Below are 13240 nucleotides of genomic sequence, written 5' to 3'. Positions count from 1 at the left end.
GCCTGTGACGCCTGGACAGTCCGGCGAAACAGGCGGATGCCTGTCGAAAACAGCGCCCGACTCCCTTGAGCCGGACATTTGCGATCAACGCTTGTCTTCAACCTTCCAGGCGCTGCCGTCGTAGAACGCACGCCAGCCGGTAGGCTTGCCTTCTACTTCGGTCTGGACGTATTGCTCTTTGGTCTTGCGACTGTAGCGGATCACGGCTGGACGACCGTCCGGATCCTTCTTCGGCGCTTCGCAAAGGAAGTGATACTTGGGATCGATTTCGTCCTTGTGCGGGGCGATTTCGATGACCAGCGGCGCGCGGGTTTCGCGATTCTTCGGGAACTGGCTGGCGGCCAGGAACAGACCCGAAGCCCCGTCACGCAGGATGTAAGTATCGTCAACCTTGTCGCACTTGAGCTCCGGCATTTTCACCGGGTCCATCTTCGGCGGCGCCGCGTCGCCGCTTTTCAGCAGTTTACGGGTGTTCTTGCAGTCCGGATTGGTGCAGCCGAAAAACTTGCCGAAACGGCCGGTCTTGAGCTGCATCTCGCTGCCGCACTTGTCACATTCCAGGCTCGGACCTTCATAGCCTTTGATGCGATAAGTGCCTTCCTCGATCTCGTAACCGGTGCAATCAGGGTTGTTGCCGCAGATATGCAGCTTGTGCTTCTCGTCCAGCAGGTAGGCGTCCATCGCCGTGCTGCAGATCGGGCAGCGATGCTTGCCGCGCAGAACCCGCGACTCGGACTCACCCTCATCATCGTCGGCAATTTCGTCGCCGGGGGTCAGATTGACGGTCGCCTTGCAGCGTTCCTTGGGTGGCAGGCTGTAGCCGGAGCAACCCAGGAAAACGCCCGTCGAGGCAGTACGGATCTGCATTGGACGACCGCACACCTTGCACGGGATATCCGTCATCACCGGCTGGTTGGCGCGCATGCCGCCATCAGCGGCCTCGGCCACCTCGAGTTTTTTACGGAAATCGCCGTAGAACTCGTCCAGCACGTTCTTCCAGTCACGCTCACCCTGCGCCACGTCGTCGAGGTTCTCTTCCATCCCGGCGGTAAAGCCATAGTCCATCAGGTTGGAAAAGCTTTCGGACAGACGTCCAGTGACGATGTCGCCCATCTTTTCCGAGTAGAAGCGGCGGTTATGCAACGCCACGTAGCCACGGTCCTGAATGGTCGAGATGATCGCAGCGTAGGTCGACGGGCGGCCGATGCCACGCTTTTCCATCTCCTTGACCAGGCTCGCTTCCGAGTAACGCGCAGGCGGCTTGGTGAAGTGCTGGCTTGGGTCGAGCTTGTTCAGTTTCAGCGTTTCGCCCTGCGCCATGTCCGGCAGAACATCGTCATCGCCCGGCTTGGCCATCTGCGGCAGTGCACGGGTGTAACCGTCGAACTTGAGGATGCGGCCCTTGGCGCGCAGCTCGAAATCGCTCGCGGCGACCGTGACGGTGGTCGACAGGTATTGCGCAGGCAGCATCTGGCAGGCCACGAACTGACGCCAGATCAACTCGTAAAGCCGCTCGGCGTCACGCTCCATCCCGGTCAGTTTGCTCGGGTGAGTGTTGACGTCGGAAGGACGAATCGCTTCGTGCGCTTCTTGCGCGCCTTCCTTGCTGCTGTAGACGTTAGGCGACTCCGGCAGGTACTTCTTGCCGAATTCGGTTTCGATGTAGTCACGCGCCATGCTGACGGCATCAGCCGACAGGTTGGTCGAGTCGGTACGCATGTAAGTGATGTAGCCCGCTTCGTACAAGCGCTGAGCCATCATCATGGTCTTCTTCACGCCGAAGCCCAGACGATTGCTCGCCGCCTGCTGCAGGGTCGAGGTGATGAACGGCGCCGATGGCTTGCTGCTGGTCGGCTTGTCTTCACGCTTGACGATGCTGTAGCTGGACGCCTTGAGCTTTTCAAGGGCAGCCATGGCCTGGGTTTCATTCAGCGGCTTGAACGCTTCGCCGTTTTCACGCGCCACTTCGAAACGCACATTGGCGCCCTTGGCGGTGCCCAGATCGGCGTGGATCTCCCAGTATTCCTCAGGGTTGAACGCACGGATTTCACGTTCGCGTTCGACCACCAGTTTTACTGCGACCGACTGCACACGTCCGGCGGACAAGCCGCGGGCGACCTTCTGCCAGAGCAGTGGCGAGACCATGTAGCCAACGACGCGGTCGAGGAAGCGACGCGCCTGCTGGGCGTTGACCCGGGCAATATCCAGTTCGCCTGGCTTGGAGAACGCTTCCTGAATGGCTTTCTTGGTGATTTCGTTGAACACCACGCGCTTGTAACGGCTGTCATCCCCACCGATGGCTTCGCGCAGGTGCCAGGCAATGGCTTCCCCTTCGCGGTCCAAGTCCGTCGCGAGATAGATGATGTCGGCATCCTTGGCGAGCTTGCGCAGCTCTTCGATGACCTTTTCCTTGCCGGGAAGGATCTCGTACTTGGCTTTCCAGCCGTGTTCCGGATCGACTCCCATGCGCGAGACCAACTGGCGTTGCGCCTTTTCTTTCGGCGTCAGTACCGGGCCTTCGCCCGCAGCAGCCTTGCCACGCTTGGCGGCAGGATCTTTGGCGGCACTCGCCGAACCGCTGGTGGGCAGGTCTCGGATATGGCCGATACTCGACTTCACCACGTACTGGTTGCCCAAATACTTGTTGATGGTCTTGGCCTTAGCCGGGGATTCCACGATGACCAGCGATTTGCCCATGGATCAGAAAATTCCTGAATACTAGATGAAAGACAGTGAGGAGCTTGTAAAGGCCACGCTATATATAGTGGCTACAAGGTGAGGTCAAGCACAGCCTGTTGTGCAATCGCCTCTCACGTTCGGGAAAACAGGCTGGGTTCAGCCTCAACCAGAGCAAAGCGCGGGACGTGCTCGCCGTCAACCTCGACCGACTCCAGAAACATGCTCAAGGGACGTACCCACATGCCGAAATCGCCGTACAAAGCCTGATAAAACACGACTTCCTCTTCGGTTTCGGAATGTTTTGCAACGCTGAAAACCCGGTAGTGCGGGCCCTTGTAATGGCGATAGAGCCCTGGTTGCAGTTGCATGTCGCGGTCCCCTTGTAACACGTCCAAAAAATTTGCCTGAAACCATTTTTTCAAAAAACAAAAGCCGGGGCACCAAGCCCCGGCTCGCATCACACTCGGGAATCAGACGCGTTCGAAAACGGTCGCGATGCCCTGACCCAGACCAATACACATGGTCGACACACCGAAGGTGCCGCCATTTTGCTTCATGACATTGAGCAAAGTGCCGGAGATGCGTGCACCGGAACACCCGAAAGGATGCCCCAGAGCGATGGCGCCGCCGTGCAGGTTAACCTTCTCGTTCATCTTGTCGAGCACTTTCAAATCTTTCAACACCGGCAAGGCCTGTGCAGCGAAGGCTTCGTTGAGCTCGAAGAAGTCGATATCGGCAATACTCAGACCGGCGCGCTTGAGCGCTTTCTGGGTGGCCGGAACCGGACCATAGCCCATGATTGCGGGGTCGACACCGGCCACTGCCATCGAACGGATCACCGCCAGCGGCTGGATACCGAGGTCCTGGGCACGCTGGGCCGACATGACGATCATGCACGACGCACCATCAGTGATCTGCGAGGACGTACCGGCAGTCACGGTGCCACCTTTTGGATTGAAGGCAGGCTTGAGTGCCGCCAGACTTTCCAGGGTGGTGTCCGGACGGATGGTTTCATCGTAGTCGAAGACCTTGAGGAAACCGTTCTCGTCATAGCCCTGCATGGGGATGATTTCGTCCTTGAACTTGCCTTCCAGCGTCGCCTTGTGCGCCAGCTGGTGGGAACGCAGACCGAACGCGTCCTGCTGCTCGCGGGTGATGCCGTGCATTTTCCCGAGCATTTCGGCGGTCAGGCCCATCATGCCGGAGGCCTTGGCAGCGTGCAGGGACATGTGCGGGTTCGGGTCAACGCCGTGCATCATGCTGACATGGCCCATGTGCTCGACACCGCCGATAACGAACACATCACCGTTGTTGGTCATGATTGCCTGAGCAGCCGTGTGCAGCGCGCTCATGGACGAACCACAAAGACGGCTTACCGTCTGGGCGGCCGAGGTGTGCGGGATCTGGGTCAGCAATGACGCCATGCGCGCGATGTTCCAGCCCTGCTCCAGGGTCTGGTTGACGCAGCCCCAGATCACGTCTTCGACTTCAGCCGGGTCGACCTTGTTGTTGCGCTCGAGCAATTTGCTGATCAGGTGCGCGGACATATCTTCAGCGCGGGTGTTGCGGTGCATGCCGCCCTTGGAGCGGCCCATCGGGGTGCGACCGAAGTCGACAATCACGACGTCTCTTGGATTAAGGCTCATTGGTTCATTCCTCGGAACACGCTTGACCGAAGAAGCTCTGGCCTTTGGCGGCCATCTCACGCAGCTTCGCGGTCGGTTGATACAGGGCACCCAGTTCGGCGTATTGGTCAGCCAGGGCAACGAATTCGGCAACACCGATGGAATCGATGTAGCGCAGCGCGCCGCCACGGAACGGAGGGAAACCGATACCGTAGATCAGGCCCATGTCAGCCTCGGCAGCGGTTTCGACAATGCCGTCTTCCAGGCAGCGGACCGTTTCCAGGCACAGCGGGATCATCATCCAGTTGACGATGTCTTCATCGCTGACTTCGCGCTGCTCGTAGACAATCGGCTTGAGCACGTCCAGCACTGCCGGGTCATTGACCTTCTTGGGCTTGCCCTTCTTGTCGGTCTCGTACGCGTAGAAACCCTTGCCGTTCTTCTGCCCGAGGCGCTTGGCGTCGTACAGAGCGTCGATCGCAGAGCGACGATCATCTTTCATACGATCAGGGAAACCTTCGGCCATGACGTCACGACCGTGGTGGCCTGTGTCGATACCGACCACGTCCATCAGGTAGGCAGGGCCCATCGGCCAGCCGAATTTCTCCATGACCTTGTCGATGCGCACAAAATCCACGCCTGCACTGACCAGTCTGGCGAAACCACCGAAATACGGGAACAGCACACGGTTGACCAGAAAGCCCGGGCAGTCGTTGACCACGATCGGGTTCTTGCCCATTTTCTTGGCGTAGGCAACGGTCGTGGCGACCGCTTCTTCACTGGATTTCTCGCCACGGATCACTTCCACCAGCGGCATCATGTGCACCGGGTTGAAGAAGTGCATGCCGACGAAATTTTCCGGGCGCTTGAGGGCCTGGGCCAGCAGGCTGATCGAGATGGTCGAGGTGTTGGACGCCAGAATGGTGTTTTCACCCACGTTGGCTTCGACTTCGGCCAGTACCGCCTGCTTGACCTTGGGGTTCTCGACGACTGCTTCCACGACCAGATCGACATTGCCGAAATCGCCGTAGGACAGCGTAGGACGAATGGCGTTAAGCGCTTCGGCCATCTTCGCTGCGGTCAGACGACCTTTCTCCAGGCGACCGCCAAGCAGTTTGGACGCTTCGTTCAGACCCAGTTGAATGGCTTCTTCGCGGATATCCTTCATCAGGATCGGCGTGCCTTTGACTGCCGACTGGTAGGCAATGCCGCCGCCCATGATCCCGGCGCCCAACACGGCCGCCTGCTTCACGTCCTTGGCAATCTTGTCGTAGCCCTTGGCTTTCTTTTTCAGTTCCTGGTCGTTCAGGAACAGGCCAATCAGACTCTGCGCAGCAGCAGTCTTGGCCATTTTCACGAAACCGGCGGCTTCGATCTCCAGCGCCTTGTCACGACCGAAATTGGCGGCCTTCTGGATAGTCTTGATAGCTTCGACCGGGGCCGGATAGTTCGGGCCGGCCTGACCGGCGACGAAGCCCTTGGCGGTTTCGAATGCCATCATCTGTTCGATGGCATTGAGCTTGAGCTTGTCCAGCTTCGGCTGACGCTTGGCCTTGTAATCGAACTCGCCGGAAATGGCGCGCTGGATCAAATCAAGGGCGGCGGCCTGCAGCTTGTCGGGCGCTACCACTGCGTCCACGGCACCCACCTTGAGAGCGTCTTCCGCGGCGTTTTCCTTGCCCGAGGCAATCCACTCGATCGCGTTGTCGGCACCGATGATGCGTGGCAGACGCACGGTGCCGCCGAAACCCGGGTACAGGCCCAGCTTGACCTCGGGCAGACCGACGCGAGCGCTGCTGGCGATGACTCGATAGTCTGCGGCCAGGCACATTTCCAGACCGCCGCCCAACGCGATACCGTTGATTGCCACGACAGTCGGCACGTTCAGGTCTTCGAAATCACTGAAAATCCTGTTGGCTTCCAGATTGCCGGCGACCAGCTCAGCTTCCGGCAACTTGAAGTTGTCGACGAATTCGGTGATATCGGCGCCGACAATGAATGAATCTTTGCCACTGGTGACAATCACGCCCTTGACCGATGCGTCGGCCTTGACCGCATCGACTGCCTGACGGAACTCATTGAGGGTGAGACGGTTGAACTTGTTGACGGACTCACCCTTGAGGTCGAAATTCAATTCGACGATGCCACTTTCAAGAGCCTTAACCGTGATGGCTTTACCTTCGTAAATCATCAACTGATCTCCACAATATGGAAGCTGAACAATACCCGCCGGACCTCAATGTCCGACGGGGCTACGACGTCGCCGTCGATGAACACGCCAAATCACACGCTTACCGCCGCGACGTGGTAGTCGGGATTCTGTCAGAGCCCTCTGACGACCAAACGCTCATTTCATACGCCCGTTTGATTTGGGTACGCACACCATCAGGCATAACCACAGGATTGTCAATTCGACAAAACGCCTGAAAATCCACGTTTTAACAGGAGCATGCCCAAGGCCATAATGCCCACGAAGACCTGCGATCCTCCATCATTCGCAGTAATGATAGTGGCCATTCGAATGCCCTGCAGCTGCCGCATCTGGCACGCAATGATACGCCGCAACGCCAGGGATGCCGGGCTATGCATGACGATAGCCACGCCGCGTGACATTCGATAGGTACAGGGAAAAATCAGCCAGGAACGCACCGCACGAGGGCACGCGCAAAAAATATTTGCAGGAATCGCGACAAAAAGGAGCAAAAGGTCTAGAGTCGCAGCACTGCGCCACAAGAGGCTCGCAATGCAGCTGATTTGCGGGTGCGCAACAGCGAAAGCCGACATGGCGGCGAAAGCCTGTCGGCACGCGACGAATTATCGGCCTGCCTGGCCAACCCCGGCCCGATGTTGTTATCGGGCTTTTTAATGCCTGCGATTCAGGGTCAGGCCAGCGCCTTGAGCAGCGCATCAATACGCTGTAACACTTCTGCCTCGCCCCGCTCCGCCCAGTACACCGCAACCAGCTGCCCGTCAGCCTCGACCTTGTAGGCATCCACGGGCAATGTTTGCAGATAAGGCAGCAGCTTCGCGTCTTCGCAAGGTTCGCGCCAGCGATTGCGCCACTCGCCCGGCTCGCTTTGCCAGTACACCCAGGCATCTGCATGCGAGCCCCGACGCGGACGATGGTACTGCGCACAAGGGCTGGGCGGCTGCTTGCTCAACCAGTGCGGCCACTCCTGCGGTGTCAGTTGCATGCCCATACCCAGACGCCGCGCCTGCATGCGCAACGCCATCCTGCCGCTCTGCTGGCGCGAGGGGCGTAACCACACCAGCGGACTCAGCATCACACCAATGATTGACAGGACTATCCAGACCGTCATATTTCTTGCCCCCAGCCGATTTCAGGCTCTTTACAACACTCTTGAAAACAATGACTTGCACATGGGCCTGCCCAGATGCCAACGAAAGAGCCATACTCCCATCACTGCAATTCTCCCGGAGGACACCCTCATGCCATACAAACACATTCTGGTTGCCATCGACCTCACCGATGAGTGTGACCCGGTCATCCGTCGCGCCAGCCTGCTGGCCAAGGCCAGCGAGGCAAAATTGTCGGTCGTGCACATCGTCGAACCGATCGCGATGGCGTTCGGCGGCGACGTGCCGATGGACCTTTCACAGCTGCAACAGCAACAGATCGATCAGGCCAGGGAGAAGCTCGGCAAGCTGAAGCTCAAGTATCCGCAACTGGAACACAGCGAAAGCCACATGGTGTTCGGTCAGCCACGCCAGGAAATCCACAAGCTGGCCAAGAGCGAAGCGTGCGATCTGATCGTTGTCGGCAGCCATGGCCGTCACGGCCTGGCTCTACTGCTCGGCTCGACAGCCAACGACGTTCTGCACGGCGCACCCTGTGATGTACTGGCAGTGAGCCTCAAGAAGCCCGAGTGAGCTGACCCGCTACAGCGAAAAGCCCGGTTAACCCGGGCTTTTTTTGCATCTCAGGAACGCGCCGGACGATCACTCGTCCAGTTCGGCCCAACGCTCCAGCAGCTTGTCCAGCTCGGCCTGCAGGCTTTCCAGCTGCGCCAGCACCGCTGCAGTCTGCTCGGACGAGCGCTGGTAGAAGCCCGGCTCGGCCATTTCCGCGTTCAGCGCGGCCATCTTGCCTTCGACTTCATCGATCTGCGCAGGCAACGCTTCCAGTTCGCGCTGAAGCTTGTAGCTGAGCTTCTTCTTCGCCACCGGCATGTCCTGCGCAGCGACCGGTGCGGCCTGCACCACAGCGCTGGCCAGCTCGGCCTTCCCAGACTTGGTGTCGGCGACGCCCAGCAGACGCGGCGAACCGCCCTGACGCAGCCAGTCCTGATAACCACCCACGTACTCGCGAACCTTGCCCTCGCCTTCGAACACCAGGGTACTGGTGACGACGTTGTCGAGGAATGCCCGGTCGTGACTGACCATCAGCACGGTGCCCTTGAAGGTCAGCAGAACCTCTTCGAGCAGCTCCAGGGTTTCGACGTCCAGGTCGTTGGTGGGTTCGTCGAGCACCAGCAGGTTGGCTGGCTTGCTGAACAGCTTGGCCAGCAAAAGACGGGCACGCTCGCCACCGGACAGCGCCTTGACCGGCGTGCGGGCACGTTGCGGGCTGAACAGGAAGTCGCCGAGGTAGCTCAGCACATGACGGCTCTGGCCGTCGATATCGATGAAATCACGCCCCTCGGCAACGTTGTCGATTACGGTCTTTTCCAGATCGAGCTGGTGACGCAACTGGTCGAAATAGGCCACGTCCAGACGCGTACCGACTTCAACCTTGCCGCCGGTCGGCTGCAGGTTGTCGAGCATCAGCTTGAGCAGCGTGGTCTTGCCGGTACCGTTGGCGCCGAGCAGACCGATACGGTCCTCGCGCTGCAGGACCATGGAGAAATCCTTGATCAGTGTCGGCCCGCCAGGGTGGGCGAAGCTGACGTTATCGAGGACCATGACCTGCTTGCCGGATTTCTCGGCAGTGTCGAGCTGAATGTTGGCCTTGCCGGTACGCTCACGACGCTCGCTGCGTTCTACACGCAGCTCCTTGAGCGCACGCACGCGACCTTCGTTACGGGTACGACGCGCCTTGATGCCCTGACGGATCCAGACTTCTTCCTGGGCCAGACGTTTGTCGAACAGTGCGTTGGCGGTTTCTTCGGCGGCCAGCGCGGCTTCCTTGTGGACCAGGAAACTGGCGTAGTCGCCGTCCCAGTCGATCAGGCCGCCGCGGTCCAGCTCAAGGATGCGGGTCGCAAGGTTTTGCAGGAATGCCCGGTCGTGCGTGATGAACAGCACTGCACCCTGGAAATCCTTGAGGGCTTCTTCAAGCCAGGCGATGGCGCCGATATCCAGGTGGTTGGTCGGCTCATCGAGCAACAGCAGGTCCGGCTCGGACACCAGAGCCTGAGCCAGCAGAACACGGCGACGCCAGCCACCGGACAGTTCGGCCAGGGTCTTGTCGGCAGGCAGCTGCAAGCGGCTGAGGGTGCTCTCGACCAGTTGCTGCAGGCGCCAGCCATCACGGGCTTCGAGGTCCTGCTGAACATGCATCAGCTTGTTCAGGTCTTCCTCGGTGACGCAGTTCTGCGCAAGGTGGTGGTACTCGGCCAGCAAGGCACCGACGCCATCCAGACCTTCGGCAACCACGTCGAACACCGTCCGTCCGTCGGCTACCGGCAATTCCTGCGGCAATTCACCGATCTTGAGGCCGGGCGCACGCCAGACAGCCCCTTCATCAGGCTTCTGAACGCCTTTTACCAGCTTCAACATGCTGGATTTGCCTGTGCCGTTACGGCCGATGATGCACACCCGCTCGCCACGGGCGATCTGCCAGGACACCTTGTCCAATAACGGCATGGCGCCGAAAGCAAGGGACACATCGCTGAATTTGAGCAGGGTCATGAGCTTCTCCAAAAACCGGGCGCGCATTCTACCTGAGATAGCAGGCAGATGTCGGCATTCGTGGCACCGCCCCGCGCCTCGACAAGACTTTATGACCGCCAATTATTTCCATATGAGACAAGCTCGTCGGCAATGCTTTCACCAAGAGCTGGCAAAAGGCTAAGCTAGCAATACTTTTCACCGACTCATCTGCTCGGAAGTCTCATGCGCAGTCGTTTGTTCAGCCTTTTATCGTGCCTGCTCCTCTCCGCCACCGCCGTCCAGACTGCTCATGCGGTAGACCTCAACCAACAACGCAAGTATTACGACGAAGCAAAGCGCGCACTGGCCAAAGGCGATTCCGGCCCCTACCAGATGTACGCCACGGCCCTGGCCGACTATCCGCTGGAGCCTTACCTCGAATACGACGAACTGACGACACGCCTGAAAACGGCAAGCAATCCCGAAATCGAGAAGTTTCTTGCCGAGCACGGCGACCTGCCGCAAGCCAACTGGATGAAGCTGCGCTGGTTGCGCTGGCTGGCCGAGCGTGGCGACTGGCAAACCTTCGTCAAGTATTACGACCCGAAGATGAAGTTCGTCGAGCTGGATTGCCTGTACGGGCAGTATCAGCTGAACAGCAACAAGCGCGCCGAAGGCTTTGCCAGTGCCGAAAAGCTGTGGATGACCGGCAAGACATTACCCGCGGCCTGTGACGGTTTCTTTGCCCAGTGGGCGGCCGCCGGCCAGTTGACCGAACAGAAGCGCTGGCAGCGCGCCAAGCTGGCGGCACAGACGCGCAATTACAGTCTGGCCAGCACGCTGGTGGACAGCCTCAACTCGCTGGCACCGCAAGGCCGTCTGCTGCTGGCGGTCGCGCAGAAACCGGAGATGGTCAGCAACCCGTCGCAATTTGCCCCGGTAGACGAGGCGATGTCCGATGTGGTCGGTCTCGGCCTGCGCCGGCTCGCCAAGCAGGACCCGCAGAAAGCCCTGTCGATGCTCGATGGCTATGCCGCGACCATGCATTTCTCCCGCGAAGAGCAGGTCGAGATTGCCAAGGAAATCGGCCTGACCCTGGCACGTCGTTATGACGACCGCGCACTGGAGGTCATGACCAGATACGACCCTGAATTGCGTGACGACACCGTGACCGAATGGCGCCTGCGCCTGCTGCTGCGCCTGGGTCGCTGGGAAGACGCCTACGAGCTGGCGCGCCGACTGCCCAAGGATCTGGCAGCGACCAATCGCTGGCGTTACTGGGAAGCGCGCTCTCTGGAACTGGCACAACCCAACAGCCCGCTGATTGCCGCGCTGTACAAGGATGTCGCCAAGGAGCGTGATTTCTACGGGTTTCTGGCTGCCGACCGCACTCAAAGCCCCTACCAGCTCAACAACAAGCCGCTGGTGCTGAGCCAGGCACTGATCAACAAGGTACGCAACACGCCGGGCGTGCGTCGCGCACTGGAGTTTCACGATCGCGGCGAGATCGTCAACGGCCGACGCGAGTGGTATCACGTGAGCCGCCTGTTCAATCGTGACGAGATGGTTGCCCAGGCCAAGCTGGCCTATGACATGCAATGGTATTTCCCGGCAATCCGTACCATCAGCCAGGCGCAATACTGGGACGATCTGGATATTCGTTTCCCGATGGCGCACCGCGACACGCTGGTGCGCGAAGCCAAGGTGCGCGGCCTGCATTCGAGCTGGGTGTTCGCCATCACGCGCCAGGAAAGCGCCTTCATGGACGATGCCCGCTCGGGCGTCGGCGCCAGCGGGCTGATGCAACTGATGCCTGCCACCGCCAAGGAGACTGCGCGCAAATACAGCATCCCGCTGGCCTCGCCTCAGCAGGTGCTGGATCCGGACACCAACATCCAGCTGGGCGCCGCCTACCTGAGCTCGGTGCATGCGCAGTTCAACGGTAATCGGGTGCTCGCTTCAGCGGCCTACAACGCAGGTCCCGGGCGCGTGCGCCAATGGCTCAAAGGTGCCAACCATCTGGCCTTCGATGTCTGGGTAGAGAGCATTCCATTCGATGAGACCCGTCAGTACGTGCAGAACGTGTTGTCGTACTCGGTGATCTACGGCCAGAAACTCAACTCGCCGCAGCCTCTGGTGGACTGGCACGAGCGGTTTTTCGACGACCAGTGACCGGTCGGCAGGAGTGCTGCGTTAAGCACTCCTGCCAGACAACGGCGGCGCCTGCCCCTACTCCAGCACTTCGACTGACATCCCCACTTCAAGCTCGCCCAAACCCTCGTTGACCACGTTCTGACCGAACAGCACGCTGCCTTCCACTTCCCGATAAGTCTTGAGCGTAGCGAACGGTTCGCGATCTGCACTGCGCTCGCCGGTTGCCGGGTCGACGGTGGTGAGGATGCAGCGCGCACAAGGCGTGAGCAGCTGGAACTCGATGTCGCCGATGCGGATACGTTTCCAGCCATCCTCGGCAAAGGCCTCGGCCCCTTCGATCACCAGATTGGGTCTGAAGCGCAGCATTTCCATCGGCCTGCCCATGCGCGCTGACAGGTCATCGAGCGAGCCCTGGCCGATCAGCAGCAATGGAAAACCATCGGCAAAGCTCACCCGGTCGTTGACCGTCTGATAGCCGCCAGGGATCCAGCGTGCACGCTCTGCCGGCAGATAGACCATACGCGTGGGCTTGCCGATAAACCGGCTGACCCATTCGGCTGCCTCATCGCCCGCGTCCGGCACCTGCAACGAGTCACGCCAGACGGTCACACCCCGCAGGTTCAAGTCGATATCCGGCGGAACCGCGACATCCAGAGGCTCGAAGCCGGGTGCCGAAAGCGTTACACCGCCGCTGGCGTTCCACAACACCGACAGTTGGGACATGTGCGGCAGCGCGCGCTGAGTGAAGAACCTGCCATTGCCGGCGTCGACCAGCATCCAGCGTCGATCACCCGCCAACCCCAACGCATCGAACGATGCGCGCTGCATCAACTCGGCCTTGCAGGATTTGAGCGGGAAACGATAGAGCGAGCTGAGACGTAACATGGGCGCCGATTCCTTTGAGGGCTGGATAAGCTTTGCTGCAGACAGCAAAGCTTATCCGATGCCGG

The 13240-nt window shown here is 59.8% G+C and carries 9 protein-coding genes; 2 read left to right on the top strand and 7 right to left on the bottom strand.

Annotated elements, in window-relative coordinates; all coding sequences use genetic code 11:
- Window positions 1-84: 84 nt before the first annotated feature.
- From topA to KBY08_RS04490, 5 genes are all read right to left on the bottom strand, one after another.
- Window positions 85-2697: a type I DNA topoisomerase gene (gene topA / locus KBY08_RS04510; protein ID WP_024641788.1), complete on the bottom strand. Its 2613-nt coding sequence runs from the start codon at window positions 2695-2697 to the stop codon at window positions 85-87.
- A gap of 113 nt (window positions 2698-2810) precedes the next feature.
- Window positions 2811-3047: a DUF1653 domain-containing protein gene (locus KBY08_RS04505; protein ID WP_003315802.1), complete on the bottom strand. Its 237-nt coding sequence runs from the start codon at window positions 3045-3047 to the stop codon at window positions 2811-2813.
- Between the two features lie 102 nt (window positions 3048-3149).
- Window positions 3150-4325, bottom strand: a complete 1176-nt coding sequence (fadA, locus tag KBY08_RS04500; protein ID WP_003417674.1) for an acetyl-CoA C-acyltransferase FadA — start codon at window positions 4323-4325, stop codon at window positions 3150-3152.
- 4 nt (window positions 4326-4329) lie between these two features.
- Window positions 4330-6495, bottom strand: a complete 2166-nt coding sequence (fadB, locus tag KBY08_RS04495) for a fatty acid oxidation complex subunit alpha FadB (RefSeq protein WP_024661214.1) — start codon at window positions 6493-6495, stop codon at window positions 4330-4332.
- A gap of 691 nt (window positions 6496-7186) precedes the next feature.
- Complete coding sequence (locus KBY08_RS04490) at window positions 7187-7624, bottom strand: hypothetical protein (protein ID WP_024638385.1); 438 nt, start codon at window positions 7622-7624, stop codon at window positions 7187-7189.
- A 130-nt stretch (window positions 7625-7754) separates the two neighbouring features.
- Between KBY08_RS04490 and KBY08_RS04485 the strand changes: the two genes are divergently transcribed.
- Window positions 7755-8195 carry a universal stress protein gene (locus tag KBY08_RS04485; protein WP_011268338.1) on the top strand — a complete coding sequence of 147 codons (441 nt, stop codon included), beginning with the start codon at window positions 7755-7757 and terminating at the stop codon, window positions 8193-8195.
- A 69-nt stretch (window positions 8196-8264) separates the two neighbouring features.
- Here KBY08_RS04485 and KBY08_RS04480 read toward each other — a convergent pair whose 3' ends face one another.
- The gene (locus KBY08_RS04480; RefSeq protein WP_024638384.1) at window positions 8265-10175 is read right to left on the bottom strand and encodes an ATP-binding cassette domain-containing protein; all 1911 of its coding nucleotides are present in this window, start codon (window positions 10173-10175) and stop codon (window positions 8265-8267) included.
- Between the two features lie 204 nt (window positions 10176-10379).
- Between KBY08_RS04480 and KBY08_RS04475 the strand changes: the two genes are divergently transcribed.
- The gene (locus KBY08_RS04475) at window positions 10380-12308 is read left to right on the top strand and encodes a transglycosylase SLT domain-containing protein (protein ID WP_024638383.1); all 1929 of its coding nucleotides are present in this window, start codon (window positions 10380-10382) and stop codon (window positions 12306-12308) included.
- 57 nt (window positions 12309-12365) lie between these two features.
- On the opposite strand, the gene KBY08_RS04470 is transcribed toward KBY08_RS04475, so the two are convergent.
- Complete coding sequence (locus KBY08_RS04470; RefSeq protein WP_024641793.1) at window positions 12366-13175, bottom strand: MOSC domain-containing protein; 810 nt, start codon at window positions 13173-13175, stop codon at window positions 12366-12368.
- Window positions 13176-13240: the final 65 nt, after the last annotated feature.

This window comes from Pseudomonas sp. P135 (assembly GCF_020312125.1).
Classification (GTDB): Bacteria; Pseudomonadota; Gammaproteobacteria; order Pseudomonadales; family Pseudomonadaceae; genus Aquipseudomonas; species Aquipseudomonas fragariae.
The sequence above is the reverse complement of the archived record's forward strand: the minus strand, read 5'-3'. Positions and strand labels throughout refer to the sequence as shown.

Excerpts from the sequence above, each read along its gene's own strand:
- topA (WP_024641788.1), bottom strand. The coding sequence starts at position 2,697 with ATGGGCAAATCGCTGGTCATCGTGGAATCCCCGGCTAAGGCCAAGACC.
- KBY08_RS04505 (WP_003315802.1), bottom strand. The coding sequence starts at position 3,047 with ATGCAACTGCAACCAGGGCTCTATCGCCATTACAAGGGCCCGCACTAC.
- fadA (WP_003417674.1), bottom strand. The coding sequence starts at position 4,325 with ATGAGCCTTAATCCAAGAGACGTCGTGATTGTCGACTTCGGTCGCACC.
- fadB (WP_024661214.1), bottom strand. The coding sequence starts at position 6,495 with ATGATTTACGAAGGTAAAGCCATCACGGTTAAGGCTCTTGAAAGTGGC.
- KBY08_RS04490 (WP_024638385.1), bottom strand. The coding sequence starts at position 7,624 with ATGACGGTCTGGATAGTCCTGTCAATCATTGGTGTGATGCTGAGTCCG.
- KBY08_RS04485 (WP_011268338.1), top strand. The coding sequence starts at position 7,755 with ATGCCATACAAACACATTCTGGTTGCCATCGACCTCACCGATGAGTGT.
- KBY08_RS04480 (WP_024638384.1), bottom strand. The coding sequence starts at position 10,175 with ATGACCCTGCTCAAATTCAGCGATGTGTCCCTTGCTTTCGGCGCCATG.
- KBY08_RS04475 (WP_024638383.1), top strand. The coding sequence starts at position 10,380 with ATGCGCAGTCGTTTGTTCAGCCTTTTATCGTGCCTGCTCCTCTCCGCC.
- KBY08_RS04470 (WP_024641793.1), bottom strand. The coding sequence starts at position 13,175 with ATGTTACGTCTCAGCTCGCTCTATCGTTTCCCGCTCAAATCCTGCAAG.